Source organism: Metabacillus sediminilitoris, from assembly GCF_009720625.1.
Taxonomy (GTDB): Bacteria; Bacillota; Bacilli; order Bacillales; family Bacillaceae; genus Metabacillus; species Metabacillus sediminilitoris.
The window spans coordinates 331,010-350,421 of sequence record NZ_CP046266.1 but is presented as its reverse complement, the minus strand read 5'-3'; the positions used below and the strand labels follow the sequence as shown (position 1 = coordinate 350,421).

The 19,412-nt window shown below is 37.0% G+C and carries 17 protein-coding genes; 4 read left to right on the top strand and 13 right to left on the bottom strand.

The window, feature by feature from the left end; genetic code table 11:
• Positions 1-84: 84 nt before the first annotated feature.
• From gatB to GMB29_RS01870, 4 genes are all read right to left on the bottom strand, one after another.
• Positions 85-1,515, bottom strand: a complete 1,431-nt coding sequence (gene gatB, locus GMB29_RS01885) for an Asp-tRNA(Asn)/Glu-tRNA(Gln) amidotransferase subunit GatB (protein WP_136355740.1) — start codon at positions 1,513-1,515, stop codon at positions 85-87.
• Positions 1,516-1,529: 14 nt separating this feature from the next.
• Positions 1,530-2,987 (bottom strand): Asp-tRNA(Asn)/Glu-tRNA(Gln) amidotransferase subunit GatA, encoded by a 1,458-nt coding sequence (gene gatA / locus GMB29_RS01880; protein WP_136355738.1) that lies wholly within the window; start codon positions 2,985-2,987, stop codon positions 1,530-1,532.
• 13 nt (positions 2,988-3,000) lie between these two features.
• Positions 3,001-3,291 carry an Asp-tRNA(Asn)/Glu-tRNA(Gln) amidotransferase subunit GatC gene (gene gatC, locus GMB29_RS01875; protein WP_136355736.1) on the bottom strand — a complete coding sequence of 97 codons (291 nt, stop codon included), beginning with the start codon at positions 3,289-3,291 and terminating at the stop codon, positions 3,001-3,003.
• Between the two features lie 295 nt (positions 3,292-3,586).
• The gene (locus tag GMB29_RS01870; RefSeq protein ID WP_136355734.1) at positions 3,587-3,964 is read right to left on the bottom strand and encodes an Hsp20/alpha crystallin family protein; all 378 of its coding nucleotides are present in this window, start codon (positions 3,962-3,964) and stop codon (positions 3,587-3,589) included.
• Between the two features lie 312 nt (positions 3,965-4,276).
• Here GMB29_RS01870 and putP point away from each other — a divergent pair, with 312 nt between their 5' ends.
• On the top strand, positions 4,277-5,752 hold the full coding sequence (gene putP / locus GMB29_RS01865; RefSeq protein ID WP_136355732.1) for a sodium/proline symporter PutP: 1,476 nt from the start codon (positions 4,277-4,279) through the stop codon (positions 5,750-5,752).
• 96 nt (positions 5,753-5,848) lie between these two features.
• On the opposite strand, the gene GMB29_RS01860 is transcribed toward putP, so the two are convergent.
• Positions 5,849-6,814, bottom strand: coding sequence for a bile acid:sodium symporter family protein (locus tag GMB29_RS01860; RefSeq protein WP_136355730.1), 966 nt, complete (start codon positions 6,812-6,814; stop codon positions 5,849-5,851).
• A gap of 259 nt (positions 6,815-7,073) precedes the next feature.
• On the opposite strand from GMB29_RS01860, the gene GMB29_RS01855 reads away from it, so the two are divergent.
• On the top strand, positions 7,074-7,514 hold the full coding sequence (locus GMB29_RS01855) for a hypothetical protein (RefSeq protein WP_136355728.1): 441 nt from the start codon (positions 7,074-7,076) through the stop codon (positions 7,512-7,514).
• 116 nt (positions 7,515-7,630) lie between these two features.
• Here GMB29_RS01855 and GMB29_RS01850 read toward each other — a convergent pair whose 3' ends face one another.
• From GMB29_RS01850 to GMB29_RS01820, 7 genes are all read right to left on the bottom strand, one after another.
• Positions 7,631-8,836, bottom strand: coding sequence for a CamS family sex pheromone protein (locus GMB29_RS01850; RefSeq protein ID WP_136355726.1), 1,206 nt, complete (start codon positions 8,834-8,836; stop codon positions 7,631-7,633).
• A 173-nt stretch (positions 8,837-9,009) separates the two neighbouring features.
• Positions 9,010-11,019 carry an NAD-dependent DNA ligase LigA gene (gene ligA, locus GMB29_RS01845; protein ID WP_136355724.1) on the bottom strand — a complete coding sequence of 670 codons (2,010 nt, stop codon included), beginning with the start codon at positions 11,017-11,019 and terminating at the stop codon, positions 9,010-9,012.
• 217 nt (positions 11,020-11,236) lie between these two features.
• Positions 11,237-13,459 (bottom strand): DNA helicase PcrA, encoded by a 2,223-nt coding sequence (gene pcrA / locus GMB29_RS01840; protein ID WP_136355722.1) that lies wholly within the window; start codon positions 13,457-13,459, stop codon positions 11,237-11,239.
• A gap of 65 nt (positions 13,460-13,524) precedes the next feature.
• Positions 13,525-14,208 (bottom strand): heptaprenylglyceryl phosphate synthase, encoded by a 684-nt coding sequence (locus GMB29_RS01835; protein WP_136355720.1) that lies wholly within the window; start codon positions 14,206-14,208, stop codon positions 13,525-13,527.
• A gap of 184 nt (positions 14,209-14,392) precedes the next feature.
• Positions 14,393-14,695 carry a YerC/YecD family TrpR-related protein gene (locus tag GMB29_RS01830; RefSeq protein WP_136355718.1) on the bottom strand — a complete coding sequence of 101 codons (303 nt, stop codon included), beginning with the start codon at positions 14,693-14,695 and terminating at the stop codon, positions 14,393-14,395.
• 19 nt (positions 14,696-14,714) lie between these two features.
• The gene (locus GMB29_RS01825) at positions 14,715-15,758 is read right to left on the bottom strand and encodes a DUF3048 domain-containing protein (RefSeq protein WP_227551448.1); all 1,044 of its coding nucleotides are present in this window, start codon (positions 15,756-15,758) and stop codon (positions 14,715-14,717) included.
• Positions 15,759-15,793: 35 nt separating this feature from the next.
• Positions 15,794-17,536, bottom strand: a complete 1,743-nt coding sequence (locus GMB29_RS01820) for an adenine deaminase C-terminal domain-containing protein (RefSeq protein ID WP_136355716.1) — start codon at positions 17,534-17,536, stop codon at positions 15,794-15,796.
• A 113-nt stretch (positions 17,537-17,649) separates the two neighbouring features.
• Here GMB29_RS01820 and GMB29_RS01815 point away from each other — a divergent pair, with 113 nt between their 5' ends.
• Positions 17,650-17,913 (top strand): YgaP family membrane protein, encoded by a 264-nt coding sequence (locus tag GMB29_RS01815; RefSeq protein ID WP_227551447.1) that lies wholly within the window; start codon positions 17,650-17,652, stop codon positions 17,911-17,913.
• A 62-nt stretch (positions 17,914-17,975) separates the two neighbouring features.
• On the top strand, positions 17,976-18,077 hold the full coding sequence (locus tag GMB29_RS27890; RefSeq protein ID WP_328591448.1) for an EYxxD motif small membrane protein: 102 nt from the start codon (positions 17,976-17,978) through the stop codon (positions 18,075-18,077).
• On the opposite strand, the gene purD is transcribed toward GMB29_RS27890, so the two are convergent.
• Positions 18,058-19,326, bottom strand: coding sequence for a phosphoribosylamine--glycine ligase (gene purD, locus GMB29_RS01810; protein ID WP_136355712.1), 1,269 nt, complete (start codon positions 19,324-19,326; stop codon positions 18,058-18,060). The genes GMB29_RS27890 and purD overlap by 20 nt on opposite strands.
• Between the last annotated feature and the right edge of the window lie 86 nt (positions 19,327-19,412).

Here is a 19,412-nt window from a genome sequence, read left to right as displayed (position 1 = left end):
ACCTATAAGAAAACAAAGAAAAGCAGTGCGATTCTATTATCATCCACTGCTTTTCAATGTATTCATATATTTTTATTCACTTTTTTAACGCTTTTGAATTTCTTCCATCAATAGTTTATTTACCATCGGCGGATTTGCTTGTCCTTTTGTTGCCTTCATAATCTGACCGACTAGGAAACCAATTGCTTTTTGTTTTCCATTTTTAAAATCATCTACTGATTGCGGATTTGCATCTAAAGCTTCTGTCACAAATTTACGGAGTGTTTCATCATCAGAAATTTGAACTAAGCCTTTTTCTTTTACGATTGCTTCAGCATCTCCGCCATTTTCGATCAATTCTTTGAATACTTGCTTTGCGATCTTAGAAGAAATTGTTCCATTTTCAATTAATTTGATCATTCCAGCTAAGCCTTCTGCTGTTAGAGCAACATCTTTCAGTTCTTTTCCTTCTGCATTTAAATACGCTGAAACTTCACCCATGATCCAGTTAGATGCTTGTTTCGCCTCTGCACCAGCAGCTAACGTTTCTTCAAAGAAATCGGACATTTCTTTTGTCATTGTTAAAACTTGAGCATCATATTCAGGCAGCCCTAGTTCTTCTATATAACGTTTGCGACGAGCGTCAGGAAGTTCTGGAATGGAAGCACGAATACGTTCCTTCCACTCATCATCAATGTATAGTTCAACAAGGTCTGGTTCTGGGAAATAACGATAATCGTCAGATCCTTCTTTAACACGCATTAGGATCGTTTTTTTCGTTGCTTCATCATAGCGGCGAGTCTCTTGATCGATCACCCCGCCAGAGCGAAGAACCTTTTCTTGACGTTTCTCTTCGTATTCTAGCCCTTTTTGAACGAACGCAAATGAGTTTAAGTTTTTAAGCTCTGTTTTAGTACCGAATTCTTCTTGTCCAACAGGACGCAAAGAAATGTTTGCATCACAACGAAGTGAGCCTTCTTCCATTTTACAATCAGAAACTTCTGTATATTGAATAATGGCTTTTAGCTTTTCTAAATAAGCATATGCTTCTTCAGGTGTACGAATATCTGGTTCTGACACGATTTCAATCAGCGGCGTTCCTTGACGATTGAGGTCAACTAATGAATAGCCGTCGTTTGAATGAATGAGTTTTCCAGCGTCCTCTTCCATATGAATACGCGTAATCCCAATACGCTTCGTTTCACCATTTACTTCAATATCAATCCAGCCGTTTTCACCAATGGGCTTATCAAATTGAGAGATTTGATATGCCTTTGGATTATCCGGATAAAAATAATTTTTACGATCAAACTTCGTTTCTGTTGCCACTTCACAATTTAGCGCCATACATGCCTTCATTGCAAAATCAACAACCTTCTTATTTAACACTGGTAACACACCAGGATAACCTAGTTCCACAACTGTTGTATTTGTATTAGGTTCTGCACCAAAATGGTTTGGCGCACTTGAAAAGATTTTAGAATCTGTTTTTAACTCAACATGGACCTCTAGTCCGATAACCGTTTCATAATTCATGGTTTTCTCACCCCTTACAGTTCAGGTTTTGCTTTATGATGTTCTGTTGCCTGCTCAAATGCATATGCAACACGATAGATAGTGCTTTCGTCAAAATGCTTACCGATAATTTGCAGACCAAGTGGTAAACCGTTTGAAAGCCCACATGGAACAGAAATTCCTGGTACACCAGCAAGGTTAACCGGAATCGTCAAAATATCATTTGCATACATTGTTAACGGATCTTTTACATTTTCACCAATTTTAAATGCTGGTGTCGGTGTTGTTGGCCCAATAATGACATCATACTTTTCAAATACATCTTCAAAATCTTTTTTAATTAATGTCCGTACTTTTTGTGCTTTTTTGTAGTAAGCATCATAGTAACCAGAGCTTAGTGCAAATGTTCCTAACATAATTCGACGCTTTACTTCATTACCGAAACCTTCAGCACGGCTTTGTTTGTATAGGTCAATTAAGTTTTCTGCATTATCTGTACGGTATCCATATCGAACACCATCAAATCGAGACAGGTTTGCTGATGCTTCAGATGAAGATAATAAATAATAAGTAGCAAGTGCGTATTTAGAGTGTGGTAACGATACCTCTTCCCATGTCGCCCCAAGTCCTTCAAGTACTTTAAGCGCATCTAAAACAGACTGCTTTACTTCTTCTTGTACGCCTTCACCTAAATATTCTTTAGGAACAGCAATTTTTAATCCTTTTACATCACCAGTTAAAGAAGAAAGAAAATCTGGTACTTCAACATTTGCAGAAGTTGAATCCATTTCATCAACACCAGAAATAGCTTGTAACAGATAAGCGTTATCCTCAACATTACGTGTAATTGGACCAATTTGGTCTAATGATGAAGCAAACGCAACTAATCCAAATCGCGAAATACGGCCATATGTTGGTTTTAACCCAACTACACCACAAAATGCTGCAGGCTGACGGATTGAACCACCTGTATCTGAACCTAGTGAGAACGGAACTTCACCTGCTGCAACTGCAGCTGCTGATCCACCGCTTGATCCGCCTGGTACAGTTTCAAGATTCCAAGGATTTCTCGTTGGTTTGAAGCCAGAGTTTTCTGTAGAAGATCCCATTGCAAACTCGTCCATATTTAATTTACCAATTGTAACAGCCTCAGCCGTTTGCAGATGCTTCATAACTGTCGCATCATATATTGGATCAAAGTTTTCGAGAATTTTACTTGCACATGTTGTACGTAATCCTTTTGTGACGATATTATCCTTTATACCAATTGGCATACCGAATAATAAGCCGAATTCGTTTCGACTTTTCAATGCTTCATCCAATTCTTTGGCATATGTACGCGCATTTCCTTCATTTAATGTTAAAAACGCTCCAACCTTGTCATCTACCTCTTGAATCCGTTTATACGATTCATCAACTAAGTCTGAAACGGTGATTTCCTTTTTATGTAAAAGTTCTTTTAATTCTGATATTTTACGATCAAATAGAGCCACGCTTGTCCCTCCCTTATTCTAAAATTGATGGTACACGAATATACCCATCTGCATGATCTGGGGCATTTTTAACAACTTCTTCGTTGTCTAACCCTTTTTTCGGAATATCTTCTCTCATAACATTTTTCATATCTAATACATGTGATGTTGGCTTCACATTATCTGTATCTACTTCATTTAGTTGCTCAGCAAATGTAATGATGGCATCTAACTGACTAGCAAAAAGCTCAGCATCCTCTTCTGTAATCGCTAAACGTGCTAAATTTGCTACGTGTTTAACCTGATCAGTTGAAATTCTTGACATAACCTTTCACCTCCAAAAAATCGTGCACACACAATACTCTGATGATACCAAACTAACGTGTATTTAATCAACAATTCACGAAGGAAAAGCCTATTAGCTATCAGGAATATTGAATATGACAGCTTGTCCGTAAATTATCTTATGTTGTTGGTTTGCTCAACATATTTCTTCCTATAATATTCCGTTTATATACGAAGATATCAGCTTATCAACAAATTCATTCAAACAAAATGACAAAATCAACCGAGTTTTTTCTTATTAAAAAACCGCCAGTTATAATCACCAGCGGTATTATTTACTCAATTTCAATTCTTGTTGGCTTCTTCTTATCTAAGCGAATCTCCAACATTCCATCTCGATAAACAGCTTTCATGGTACGTTTAATGACATAATTCGGTAACGTTATTGTACGTATACCACCAAGTTTTCGGGTGAGATTTTTTTGCTTCTTCACTTCAATTAATACATCTTCACCACGTATTTCTACATTGATATATTCTTTTGGAACACCGGGAAGTTCAGCGATAATCTTAAAATGATGATCTGTTTCTACAACCTCTGTTGAAAAATTTGCATCATGAGTTTTTCTGAAAACATTGTCGATTGAATCTAAAAGAGTCCTCTTAGGGCGATTTTGAAAGAAATCATTCATCATTTTCATTGGATCACTCATTATCCACCCTCCTCATCATTCGCTTTACTAGTATCCTATGAATGATACTAGTGATTTGCCTAGGCGGATATGAAAATTTTTCTCTGCCTTTTCTTATTTTGATTATTCTGAATAGTTTTACTTTAACTTATTTTTGTAAACGTTTCCACTTGTGCTGTGTTAGTAACTAACTTGGGTAGACAGGCCTTTCCATTTCGTTACATTCCCTTGAACTTTGGGTAATAGTTTGATAGCTTTAATAACCATAAACAAAATCCCGAGAAGCTGGAATATTCAAACTTCAAAGGAAAATACAACAAAAGGAGCGATTTGGTGAATTTAGAAATCATAATATCTTTGTCCATCTACATGATCGGCATGCTATTGATTGGTTGGTACGCTTATAGGAAAACGTCAAACCTTTCAGACTATATGTTAGGAGGCCGTGGCTTAGGACCAGCCGTTACTGCCCTTTCTGCCGGTGCATCAGATATGAGTGGCTGGATGCTGATGGGGTTGCCGGGAGCGATGTATGTATCAGGTCTTTCAAGTATATGGCTAGCGATCGGATTGACAATTGGGGCTTATCTTAATTACTTACTTGTCGCGCCTCGTCTCCGAACGTATACAGAGATTGCAAATGATTCAATTACCATCCCTGATTTTTTTGAAAATCGATTTGGTGATCATACAAAAATTTTACGTAGTTTTTCCGCACTCGTTATCTTTATTTTCTTTACCTTGTATACCTCAGCAGGCTTAGTTTCAGGAGGTACACTTTTTGAATCAGCATTTGGTTTTAATTATCAATTTGGATTGCTGCTAACTGCTGGAGTGGTCATCGCCTATACATTATTTGGGGGATTTTTAGCTGTTAGTTTAACAGATTTTGTGCAAGGATTAATTATGTTCATTGCTCTTGTTCTCGTACCTATTGTGGCGCTAACGGATATTGGCGGATTTGGACCTACGTTTGATGAGATTCATCAGATTGATCCTTCTATGCTTAATATCTTTACAGGTACTTCTGTGATCGGCATTATATCTCTTCTAGCATGGGGGCTTGGTTATTTTGGGCAGCCGCATATTATTGTCCGCTTTATGGCCATTTCTTCACTAAAAGAACTAAAACCCGCTCGAAGGATTGGAATGGGCTGGATGATTATTTCAATAATTGGTGCCATGCTTACTGGGCTTGTAGGTGCAGCCTACATTTCGAAATCAGGGGCATCATTAGATGATCCAGAAACAATTTTTATTTATTTCTCAGAGTTATTGTTCCATCCACTCATTACAGGTTTCTTACTTGCAGCCATATTAGCAGCAATCATGAGTACAATTTCCTCACAACTTCTTGTTACTGCTAGTGCAATAACAGAGGATTTTTATAAGTCTTTCTTCCGAAGAAACGCTACTGATAAAGAGCTTGTTCTAATTGGCAGACTATCTGTTTTAATTGTTGCAATTATTGCTATCTTCTTATCTATCAATCCTAATGACACAATATTAGGTCTTGTTGGATATGCATGGGCTGGATTTGGTTCAGCATTTGGTCCTGCGATTCTATTAAGCTTGTACTGGAAACGTATGACCAAGTGGGGTGCATTATCAGGTATTATCATCGGTGCATTAACCGTTTTGATCTGGGTGAACATTCCTGCGGCGAAAAGCTTTATGTATGAAATGATACCAGGCTTCGCATTTAGCTTAATTGCAGTCATTGTTATAAGTCTATTAACAAAAGCACCGTCAACAGAGGTTGAAACTACATTTGATAAAATGGAACAAAGACTAACAGAAGAAAATTAATAAAACGAAAGAAGAGGCTAAATCCAAAGTGTGATCCACTTTGGATTTAGCCTCTTTTGTAGAATAATGCTTTAAATATAATAAATCATTAAAATTTCACACAATTTTTTTATTTTCTTTGATTTCCTGAACATCTTTCTGTGCCTTTTTTGACCAATACGTTGCCACAAGTGGACCTGATATATTATGCCACACACTGAAAATCGCACTTGGTACTGCTGTAAGTGGAGAAAAATGGGCTGTAGCTAAGGCTGCTGCTAGACCAGAATTCTGCATCCCAACCTCGATAGCGATCGCCTTTTGATCAGAGTAAGGAAACTTACAAACTTTTGAAATGAAAAATCCTAACACCAATCCTACTAAATTATGCAGAATTACCACACCTAACATAAGCAGACCAGATTCTAAAATTTGATCTTTATTACCTGCTACAACAGCTGATATAACACCCACAATTCCGATAACTGAAACCAAAGGCAGTACTTTCGCTCCTTCTTCCGCTTTGTCCTTCAGTAACCATTTAAAGAAGATACCTAAAATAATCGGAACGAGAACAATCTGAATCGTTGAGATCAGCATATCCTTACCGTCTACAGGAAGCCATTGACTAGCAAGTAAGTATATAAGTGCAGGTGTCAAGATTGGAGAAACTAACGTCGCAACCGCTGAAACCGCAAGTGATAATGCAATATTCCCTTTTGCCAAATACGTCATGACATTTGAGGCTGTTCCTCCAGGACAACATCCAACTAATATTACCCCTACTGCTAATTCCGGTGGAAGATTTAACCCCACTGCTAAAAGGTAAGCGATACCTGGCATAATAATATATTGTGCAGCCACACCAACAAATACTGCGAAAGGCTGCTTAAAAACTGCCTTAAAATCTTCTACCGATAAAGTCAAACCCATCCCGAACATAATTATTCCAAGTAAAATAGAAATGTACGGGCCAATCCAAGTAAAACCACCTGGAAATACCATTGCTAAAGCAGTAAATAACAATACCCAAATAATAAAAGTATTTCCTGCCGCTGTACTTATTCTTGCTAAAATATTCATTATAAATCCACCTTCTTAATAAGATTATCCAATTATACTTTATATTCAGAAAATATCAAATATTATTTCAGGAAATTTAAAAATGTTCTAGGTAAAATATTAAATATTCTCTTTCATACGATTCTTCTTACATTTGTACAATTCATTTCGTTTATTAAATCTCAAAAAACATCTATTTGAATATTTATTGTCTTGATAGATACATATCCGAAATTATGATAAAATTGTAAAAAATTACTGACAGGCGGGAGTGGAACGTTTGAAGAAATTTCTAATTAGTTTTGGAGGTTTTTTAATCCTTCTTGGTACAGGTGGAATTATCAATCACATCTCCATGGCAATGAAAGCTGTAAAAGAAGAACAGGAAATGTATGGTGGATCTATTCATCTTATGGTTATTCAAATGACTGGATCTACAATCGGACCTTACATATCATGCATAATTGGTGGGGGAATCATCATTGCCATCGCATTTTTTCTTAGCGAGTATCAAAAGCGTAGTGAGCTAACCTCCGAACTGATTCAAGTTCTTTCACAACAACGTTCGTCACACCATGTCCCTAATAAATCTGAAACTTCTACACTACAGGAGATTTCCAATGAGATAGATGCAACTGTTTCATCATCAAAATCAAAGATTAAGTCACAAATTGACATCTCAGCAAACCAAGATAATGAACGGTATTATTGGAAGGGGTAACAAAAAAGTGTAAGTGTATAAAGCCCTTAAGTAGTAAGGTGTTCCCTTCCCTTCAATACCCTATTTTGCTGGACCATAATAAAAGGGACTGACACGTGATGTCAGTCCCTTTCCATTTACTTATAAACATGGACGGTCGGCTCTTCTTGATCTGGTTTTTTAATAATGAGCGCTTCTTGACCATTGTTTGATGAAATATTAACTTCAAGTGAAATATAGGCTGGAAAATACTCCATTACTTTTCCAGTTACAAATTGTGTAAAGGCAACAACCTCTGACTTACTATAAAATTGCATCGGAATTTCTATATCCAAATAATTTAATTCCGCGTTTTTATAAAATGCTTTTCCAATTACCCCTACATAGTTAGGGAAAAATTCTTCAATATCTGTTTTAAATCGATTGAACATTTGTGCATCATCTCTATAATCACTTGTCGCTTTATCAGATGGAAAGAAATAATATTCCTCATCAATGCCTTCCCATTTTCCAATACTGTTACTGCTTTCTTTTACAACCGTTTTTGCAATAAAGTTACCTGGAACAATGGATGATTTCTCTTCTTGCTCATAGATAGCAATGACAACAGGCACTTTTTCAAGACCTTTCGTATTCCGAATACGATTAATCACGGTTTCAGAAATTTCTTTTCCCTTAGCCAAAAGTTCACTTCTACTGATTTTTTTCTCGCGTGCATACCCATCTTGCTGTTTATAATAATAAACAGAGTTCATCGCAAGACCAATCACCACTCCACCCAGTTCAACTGTGTCATCTTTTCGAATTAAATAATTATGCTCTAGCATATGTGCTAAGTAGATTGGATTTTCAGAGTGTAATTTCTCAAGATCATTTCCTTCTGGTAAAGCAGGGTTGAGTCCAACCTCAACATATTTTTCATCAGCACCTATATTATTTTTATCTTTCTTCGGCGCTTCTTCTTGTGCACTTTTTAGCTTTTCTCCGACCAATCTACGCTTCAGCCAGCCATTAATCACATCTCCGGATAAATATTGTCCTTCTTGGTATAAGTAATTATCAGGAGAAAATGTATCCTGCGCAACTCTCATTAATCCTGTTTCAAATTCATCAATGTCTAAACGAGTGTTTAATTGTTCTGAAACAAGTCCTCTTGCTTCCCCAGGCTTAAATGGCAAGATCATCTTGTAATACGAATCAGATATATTGTATTTTGGAATGATTGCCTGCTCTTTAGAATCATCCTCAGTTTCCTGCACGATTTCTTCTTGCTCTCCAAAGTTAGGTGCGCAAGCTGTTAAAACAAGGATACTTGCTAACACCATGAATAATTTCTTTTTCAAATGAGTCCACACCTTTTAATTAATGTAAAGATCATATATTTTTTTGGACTTAGTTTTGCGTCTAACTCCGACAGAGGACGACGCGCACGTAACTGGGGCATAAGCTAATCAGGAATTGAAGATAAATATACCTATATTCATGATCATCTTATGCATGTCGGAGCTGGACAAGGCTACTCTCTATTTAATTCCTCAAAGAGTCGAGCCTCATCCCATACTTCTATGTTTAGTTCTTGGGCTTTTTGCAGTTTGCTTCCGGCTGACTCTCCAGCGACAACAAGATCCGTACTTTTACTTACACTACCAGTCACTTTCCCGCCGCGTGCTTCTATACCCTCTTTTGCTTCATTTCTTGTTAACTGTTCAAGCTTTCCTGTTAATACAACAGTTTTCCCTGCTAGATAAGAGTCGCTATCCTCTACTCTTACAAGCTTAGGTCCTTTATATGTCGTATTTACACCTAAAGATACTAACTCGTTTATTAATTGCTGCACATCTTCATTTTCAAAATATGTGACAACGGCATCAGCCATTTTATCGCCAATTTCATTAATTGCAATAAGATCAGCATTTGTAGCTTTTTGAAGATGTTCAATTGTTTCAAATTCTTGAGCTAATGTTTTTGCAGCTTTTGCCCCAACATGTCGAATACCTAAACCAAATAACAGTCTTTCAAGTGAATTCTGCTTTGACTGCTCTATAGCAAGTAATAATTTATCCGTGGATTTTTCACCCATTCTTTCTAACTGAAGCAGCTGCTCTCTTGTTAATCTGTATAAATCAGCAACATTTTTAATTAAGCCTTCTTGAAACAACTGAGCTATAACACGTTCACCAAGACCATCAATATTCATCGCATTTCGAGATACGAAATGGATTAGTCCTTCTCTAATTTGGGCAGGACATTGTGGATTAATACAACGCAGAGCAACCTCACCTTCAATACGTACGAGCTCACTCTCACAAGCAGGACAATGTGTAGGCATTGTAAAAGTTTGTTCATCTCCTGTCCGTTGGTCTACTAACACATTCACAACCTCAGGAATAATGTCACCTGCTTTTTTTACAACGACTGTATCACCAATTTTAATGTCTTTTTCTCTTATTAAATCTTCATTATGAAGAGATGCTCGTTGGACAGTAGTTCCCGCGACACGTACTGGTTCTAATAAAGCTGTCGGTGTGATGACACCTGTTCGACCCACACTTAACTCAATATCAATTAACTTTGTCATTACTTCTTCGGCAGGAAATTTGTATGCAATGGCCCACCGCGGGCTTTTTGCAGTAAAACCGAGCTCTTCTTGCTGTGAGAGCATGTCAACCTTTATAACGATACCATCAATATCATATGGCAATGTCGCTCTTTTTTCCTGAATTCCTTCGATTAGCTTTAGAACTTCGTCGATATTTTCACATTTTTTTCGTTCTTTATTCGTTTTAAATCCTAATTCTTCAAGTAAATCAAGGGCTTCACTATGTTTATCTACACCTGTCCCTCCAAGATCTGCAATGCTATAAACAAATATATCTAAATTGCGTTTTGCGGCTATTTTAGGATCAAGCTGTCTAATGGAACCTGCAGCAGCATTCCGAGGATTAGCAAATGGTTCTTCTTCCAGTTGTAATCGAAGCTCATTTAGCTTTTCAAATGATTTTCTCGGCATAAACGCTTCTCCGCGAACTTCAAATGATAGCTCCTTCTTCAATCTAAGAGGAATCGAACGGATGGTTTTAAGGTTTTCTGTAATATCTTCACCTGTTGTCCCGTCTCCACGTGTAGCACCCTGAACAAATAAGCCATTCTCGTACCGTAAGGAAACCGCCAACCCATCAATCTTTAATTCAACTACATATTGAACATCATCCCCGACAGCCTGTCTGACTCGACGGTCAAAATCCTGTAAATCAACCTCGTTAAAAGCATTACCAAGACTTAACATTGGGGTTTTGTGAACAACCTTTTGAAAAGACTCCAGCACACTCCCGCCAACCCTTTGTGTCGGAGAGTCTGATGTTTTCAATTCAGGAAATGCTTCTTCGAGCTTTATTAGTTCCATCATTAACCGATCATACTCTGAATCGGGAACACTTGGATTATCTAAAACATTGTATTCGTAATTGTACGTATTTAAAAGCTCATGCAGCTCTTGAGCTTTTTTCATTGCCGATTGTTTATCCATTGGGATGTCCAATCCTTTCTACCTGAACTTTCTTATCGTTTAGGAACTATTTGTTTCCAGCTTCTGGACTTAAAGGCATAGATTTGCAAGAGCAGTCAAGATCCTGTTATCGCGTATTGCCTTGGGGTGTAAGCCACTCATGAATTGAAGGGAAAGAAATACCTTCTATACATAAGCGACTTATTTACCCGAGGCTGATCAAGTGCTTTTCGCTTCTTTAGATACGATTAATTGGCGCAAATTTTGCAAGCAGGCGTTTAATGCCAACTGGACTAGGAAAAGCAATATCTAATTCTTTTCCTTCTCCAGATCCTTTAACACTTACAACTGTACCAATGCCCCATTTTTTATGTTCAGCTTTATCACCAACAGCCCATGAAATATCGTCCCCTCCGGTTGATGCGGCAATAGGTCTTGAAACTGGTGGACGTTTTTCAAGGCGACGGGCTGAATTGAATGATGAAGAGGAAGATATTGATTTCTTCTTCTCTTCATTTAAATTTTCAACTAACTCACTAGGAATTTCAGCAATAAATCTCGATTCTGGATTCATGCTTGTCCGTCCAAATAGAGTACGCATTTGTGCGTTTGTTATGAATAACTCTTTCTCAGCTCGAGTAACCCCTACATACATCAAACGTCGCTCTTCCTGCATTTCATCTTCTTCCATCAAGGAACGGCTATGAGGGAAAACACCTTCCTCTAATCCAATTAGAAATACAACAGGAAATTCTAATCCTTTTGCTGAGTGCAAGGTCATTAACACAATAGCATTACTTTGATCCTGATCATCTTCGTCAAGCTTATCAATATCAGAAACAAGTGCTAAATCCGTTAAAAACGCAACAAGACTTTTATCATCATTTTGTTTTTCAAACGTTTGCGTGACAGATAAAAACTCATCGATATTCTCTAAACGGCTTTGTGCTTCAAGCGTTTTTTCTAACTTAAGCATTTCTCGATAACCGGATTTATCGATAATCTCTTCTGCTAATTCCGTAACAGATAAATAGTCCTGCATATTGCCAAGATTGCGAATCAACTCACGAAATTCTACTAAAGCATTGATAACACGAGCACTTACACCGATTTGTTCAATTTCATATAATGCTTGAAATAATGACAGGTCATTGTCTATTGCGTAATTCGCAATTTTATCAACTGATGTTGAACCAACACCACGTTTAGGCACATTAATAATTCGTGCTAAACTAATATCATCATCTGGATTAGCGATTAATCTTAAGTATGCAAGTAAGTCTTTAATCTCTTTACGATCATAGAACTTGATCCCGCCGACAATCGTGTAATTCAAATTAGATTTGAGCAATACTTCCTCAATTATCCTTGATTGAGCATTTGTTCGATAAAGAATCGCAATGTCAGATAGCTTTCTTTGTCCTGATTCAACAAGCTGCTTGATTTTCCCGGCAACGAATTGCCCCTCAGCTGCTTCACTGTCTGCACGATAGTAACTAATCTTTGAACCTTGTTGATTTTCTGTCCATAACTTTTTAGGTTTACGATTTGAATTATTTTTAATCACTTCATTTGCTGCTTCTAAAATCAACTTTGTTGATCGGTAGTTTTGTTCAAGTAGAATGACATTAGCTTGTGGATAGTCCTTTTCAAAAGAAAGAATGTTTGCAATATCTGCACCGCGCCAACGGTAGATAGATTGATCAGAGTCACCTACAACACAAAGATTTTTAAAACGTGCCGCCAATAGCTTTACTAGCATATATTGCGCTCTGTTCGTATCCTGATACTCATCAACATGGATATATTGGAATTTTCTTTGGTACGATTCAAGAACCTCTGGAACACGTTGAAACAATTGAATTGTGGTCATGATCAAATCATCAAAATCTAATGATTGATTTTTGCGCAGTTTTCTTTGGTATTCCTTATATACTTCGCTGACCATCTGTTCATAGTGACTATTTGCCGTTTTATCATATTCATCAGGTGTTATCAGTTCATTTTTTGCACTGCTAATTGACCCTAATATACTTCTCGGTTCGTATTTTTTAGGATCTAAATTTTTCTCTTTAAGAACGGTTTTTATAACTGACAATTGATCTGTCGTATCAAGAATGGAAAAGTTACGATTAATCCCCATTCTATCACTATCACGACGTAAAATGCGGACGCACATCGAGTGAAAGGTTGAAATCCATATTTCATCCGCTCCAGGGCCTAAAATATGCTGGATCCGCTCCTTCATCTCGCGCGCGGCCTTATTTGTAAATGTAATCGCCAAAATATTCCATGGCGCTATTTGCTTTTCGATCATCAAGTATGCGATCCGGTGAGTCAACACACGGGTTTTTCCACTACCGGCACCCGCCATAATTAACAACGGACCATCTGTTGTTTTTACTGCTTCTTGTTGCATATTATTCAAACCTGTAAGTAATTGATTTGATAGGAATTGCAACTGCTTCACCACCCAAAGGAACATATGTTCTATTTTAATAAATTCATCAATAATAAGCTACCTTTTTATTTAACAGCCTTAACAGTTTGTAAAGCTGCATGTAAATCTGTGTAAATAATATTTCCTATAACGACAACATCTGCAAATTGTGCAAATCGTTCCGCTTCCTCTGCTGATGAGATACCCCCACCGTAAAAAAGCTTCGTATTTGTTAATACCTTTTTTGTTTTCTCAACAACTGAGATATCTCCTAGTTTTCCGCTATACTCTAAATAAAAGATTGGCAGGTTAAACATATTTTCCGCTACACGTGCATATGCGACCACATCATCGATGGAAAGATCAGCATTTGCCTCAGACAAGGTAGCGGCCTTACAATCTGGATTTAAAATACAATACCCTTCTACAAGGAGCTCATCCCAATTCATAATGTCTCCAAATTCCTTCACTGCTTCATGATGTAAATCAATAATCCAATTTGTACTTCTACTATTTAAGACAGTCGGGATGAAATATAAGTCAAAACCAGGGATAATTGATTCTGCCGTTGAAACCTCCAGTACACATGGAATTAAATAGCGTCTAATCCTAGACATAATATTCAATACGTTATCTTCCGTAATATTATCGCTTCCACCGACAATAATTGCATCTGTACCGGATTCACAAATTTTCTCTAAATCTTCATCCGTAATCTCTTTATCTGGATCGAGTTTAAACACATGTTTCCACTCATTAATATCATACATGAAAGGCTCCTCCATTCCAAAGTATCCATTCAACCATTATAGCAAATTACGCAAGAGCAAAAAACAGAAAAGCGGATGCACCATGTTCAGTCTATCCAGAGTCTAAAATCTGAAGGTGCAAGGAAAATAAATATCTCATTTAACAAAAGAAAAAAAAGCACCCTTTAAGGCGCTTCATCTTTTCCTATTCAGTTGTTTCTTTTTGTACTCGCTCTAGAGCCATTGAATAGGCATCATTTCCATAATTTAAGCATCTCTTAACTCGTGAGATGGTTGCTGTGCTTGCACCCGTTTCTGTTTCAATCTTATGATATGTGTATCCTTCTCGCAGCATTCTAGCAACCTCTAGCCTTTGTGCAAGCGATTGGATTTCATTAACTGTACATAGGTCATCAAAAAAACGATAACATTCTTCTAAGTCTTTTAAAGACAAAACGGATTTAAAAAGCTGATCAAGTTCTTTGCCACGAAGCTTTTCAATTTGCATACACATTCTCCTTTAATTTTTACGATTGAATTGAAAATGTATCTTCAATGTTTGGTACAATATTTATCCATGTACGTCCAGGAACAAATTTTACAATCTCCCCATTATTGACAGGTAAGATTCGACCATCAATGTTTTCCCATTCAACGTCTTGTTTCAGGCCATTTTGGAGGAGAATTGCTTTGCCGCCTGACGTTAAATCGATTCCTCTTCTCCCATAATCATCTATTAAATTATGGTCCATTTCAACGACTAAAATATTACTTAATGTAATCGGTTCTTCACTTTCTAAATCAACCGTTTGTTCATTCCCACTATATCGTCTATAGCTATGTTTAGTTTGATTATACTCATATGCCGCATGCCATGTTTGGGAATTGTCATATTTAATAACAAACTTATTTGCTTGTTCCCCTTTTAAATTTACCACTTCTTCTTCTGTAAGAAACTCATATGGCTCAACCTTAGCCGTCATTTCAAAATGATTAAACTCTGCACCTTTTGCAATATTTTCATTTGAGATATATGAATTATGTGGTGCTTTTCGATGGTCTGCTCTCCAAAATAGTGTACCATCATAAAATAATCCATTTAAATATTCTGCCTCGCCTGCCTCAAGCTTCTCTTTAGCTGACGGGCTCCAACCATGATTTATATAGAGAGCATTAAAGCCTTTACTTAAATCAACATAATATTCTCTTGCACTTCTAACAGGACCAATAACATCTGGAATCTCACTTTGGAATATCGCTAAAAATCTTGTAATATTCCCCTCTGCAAGGGCTTCATATACAACATCTGCTTTATGGAGACCTGATTGTGGTCTTGCATTTGGATGATTATTTATCATAACAGCTACAGGACGTTGATCTAGCTCACCTTCTTGAACTGCCAGACCAGTAAGGGGGAAAACGATTTTGCCATCTACTTCAACAGCAACTATTTCTTCCTCTTGCTGATTAGCTTCCTCTTTTGATGTTGAACGTTGATCTTCCTTGTTGCTGCAGGCGCTTATTATTAATAACATTGACAAAATGGCTAATGAGAATTTTCCCTTACTCAAACTAACACAACCTTTTGCTTTTTCACTTTTATATTTTAACGCATTATTGTTGGAAAGAGTACCGTTTTTTTCATGACATCAAATATTCCACGCGGTGTTAAACGAATATACGGTAAATGCGTTGCTGAAAAGAATGACAACGAATATATCGGGTCATCAAAATGATAGCCTCTTTCCTTTAGTATTAAATAAAGATTTTGCTGACAGTACATGACCTCTTCAAGATCACTCGTTGAAGCACTTCCATCTAGCTGCAAAGGCATTTCGAATAATACCTTTCCATTCTCTGTTAATACAATCCCCCCGCCAATTTCCTTCATTCGTTTATATGCTGCTATCATTTCGGTTTTATTTTTTCCAATAATTAGAATATCACCTGTTGCGGAATATGAGCTTGCAAATCCCTGTACATGCTGAGCAAATCCTTTTAAGAAGGTATTGATTCTCCACTCGCCATTACGATCAATTAAAACTAAGAAGCTTTCATCATGATCTTGGGATAGCTCATTTGCTGTACTATCAATCTTAATGGAGTATGGTTCCATTATTACTGCGTTTCGCATTTTCATACCTAGAGGCATCGAGAATTGTAAATCATCAATTGTCAGATCCCAATTTAATCTTGCTGGCTGCAAACCATACTTACTCCAATCTACATGATCTTTTACTTCTTGAGGGTGACCATCTTTTACGATCCATGAACCTTTTGACATGACAGACACCGGATTAGGCTGATCAATTCCATCTAAAATATTTAAAGTAGCCATTCGACCAGGTGCAATAACACCTATTGTATCTTCAATTTGATAATATTTTGCGATATTAAATGTTGCCATATTGTATGCATCTATTGCTGGAACATTGCATTCTAAGGCTATTTTAATACAACGATTAATCATTCCTTTTTCATAAAAAGTTGGTGTCGCTCCATCTGTTGTATAGTACATATGGTCATATGATGTTAAACCCTCATCCTGCACCTCTTTTAATAGCTTTTCTAAATCAGGTCTAATCGATGAATGTCGAACAGCAGCTGTATAACCCATTTTCAATCTGTTTATAACATCTTTTCCAGTCATCGATTCATGATCACTATCAACACCTAATAGTTTCATTTTCATGATTGTATTTTCTGAAGCCCCAGGTAAGTGACCTTCAATTCTGATCCCTCTTCGCTTCGTTTCCTGCAGCCAGTATAAAATCCAGTCATCACCATCCAATAGCTTAGGCCAACTCGTTAACTCACCGCCTTGAATAACTGATTTATGCTCAAGCCATTTATCCAAAAATTCATGGGAGAAAATTTTTTCTTCCCAATGAACCTCTGTTTGCAAGTCAAATCTAGCCCACCAATAAAAATGAAACGGCAGTTTATCCATATCATCCAATATAGAAAGCGCTTTCTTTTTTTCGCAATGTAAAAGGAAGAAAAGGTTATCACATATCAATGTAGTGGTTCCTGTTTGTGACACATACTTTGCTAATGTATGGGGATTATATAAATTGAACGGGTGAGCATGTGGCTCAATATATCCTGGTACAATCACCTTGTTCACACAATCAATCATTTCAGTATTTGTCGTCTTTTCTGGTAAATTGTCACCGACATATACAATTCGATCGCCGTATATCCAGATATTCGCTTTAACCCATTGACGTAAATATGAATTAAGATAGGTTGCATTTTTTAAAACAATCGTTGGGGCATTGTTGTTCGTCAAAACATCTATATGTTTACGTAATTGACTAATTCTCCATTGAAAATTTTTCTCGGGCATAAATAACCCTCCATTATTAGTTACGAATTTTAATACTATGTTAACATATGGAAGTCATTAACGCATTAAAGTTTTTATTTCAATTTTATGACAATTCCAAGGAGGTTTTTCAATTGATTCGACCAAACATTGGAATCATCAACGCATTAGTAAGAATTACATGCGGGCTTTCCTTATTAGCTTGGGCTACATCTAAATATTGCAAAAAACCTTGGAGAGATTCCTATTTAATTGCTATCGTACTTGGCGCAATGAAGGTAGGCGAAGGAATCGTGCGTTTCTGTCCAATCACATACTTGTTTGAAAATTCGAATATGGATTTTTTTGATGATGATTTTGAGGAAGATGATGAAAAATTCGTATACAATCCCTCGTAATCAAAGCATTAAAATGGGACTGGCTTCATCGCCAGCCCCATATTCAAATTGGAGGTGTCCACATGTTTTTAGAATATTTTACTGATATGTCATTTCTTTTGATTGCATTAATCGGCGGGATTATTGCGATATTATTCGTGTATTTTAAGAAACGCCGTGTTTAATTGCTTTATGACCAATGTCATTTCGATGGAAAAGAGCAGGAGCTGATATCTTTTCTACTAATTCATACGCTTTTACTTGTGCTTCACGAATTGTGTCACCATATCCTGAAACAACGAGTACACGGCCGCCATTTGTTACGAATTGATCTTCTGCTTTTTTCGTACCAGCATGGAAGATTACAGCATCTTCAATACGTGCAGAAAGTGTTCCAATTGGTTGTCCTTTTTCGTACTCGTTAGGATATCCTTTAGAAGCAAGTACCACTCCCAACACTGCACGTGAAGACCAAACAAGGTCAACATGTTTATCATCTAAAATTGCTAACAATGATTCAACTAAATCAGACTCTAATCGTGGAAGTACAACCTGTGTTTCTGGATCTCCAAAACGGGCGTTGAATTCAATCACTTTTGGTCCGTCATTTGTAAGGATTAGTCCCGCATATAAAATGCCTGTAAAGGAACGACCTTCACTGACAAGTGCTTTTGCTGCTGGCTTTAAGATTGTTTCAACAGCTGTATCGACTACCGCTTGAGGAATTTGAGGTACTGGTGAATAGGCTCCCATGCCTCCAGTATTTGGTCCCTCATCATTGTCATATGCACGCTTATGGTCTTGCGCAATCACCATTGGATATACGTTTTCTCCCTTTACAAATGCCATTAAAGAAAATTCTTCTCCAGCGAGAAATTCTTCAACAACAACAGAGGAAGACGCTTCTCCAAACTTTGCATCCTCAAGCATTTCAGTCAACGTTTCAAGTGCAACATCAATTGTTTCTGCAACTGTTACACCTTTTCCTGCAGCTAATCCATCTGCTTTAATGACAATAGGTGCACCTTTTTCTTCTACATATGCTTTAGCTTCATTTACATCTGTAAATGTTTGATAATCAGCTGTTGGAATATTGTATTTAACCATGAGCTCTTTTGCAAAGTTTTTACTGCCTTCAATAAGAGCAGCCTCTTTCCTTGGTCCAAATACCTTTAGTCCCGCTTCTTCAAAATCATTCACAATTCCATTTAATAATGGAACTTCAGGGCCAACAATCGTTAAGTCGATGTTTTGCTCTTTTGCAAAATCTAACAGCCCTTTGTTGTCATTTTCACTAATTGCTACTCTTGTAGCAAGTTCATTCATTCCATCATTTCCTGGTGCAACAAAGACTTCCTCTACAAGGTTACTCTGTGCAGCCTTCCATACAAGTGCATGCTCACGTCCACCTTGTCCAATAATAAGAACTTTCATGATTACACCTCGTTTTTATGTTTAAAAGATTAATTCTTGTCCAATAGATATGCTGATCACATACAACTTCAAAGCACAGGACAACA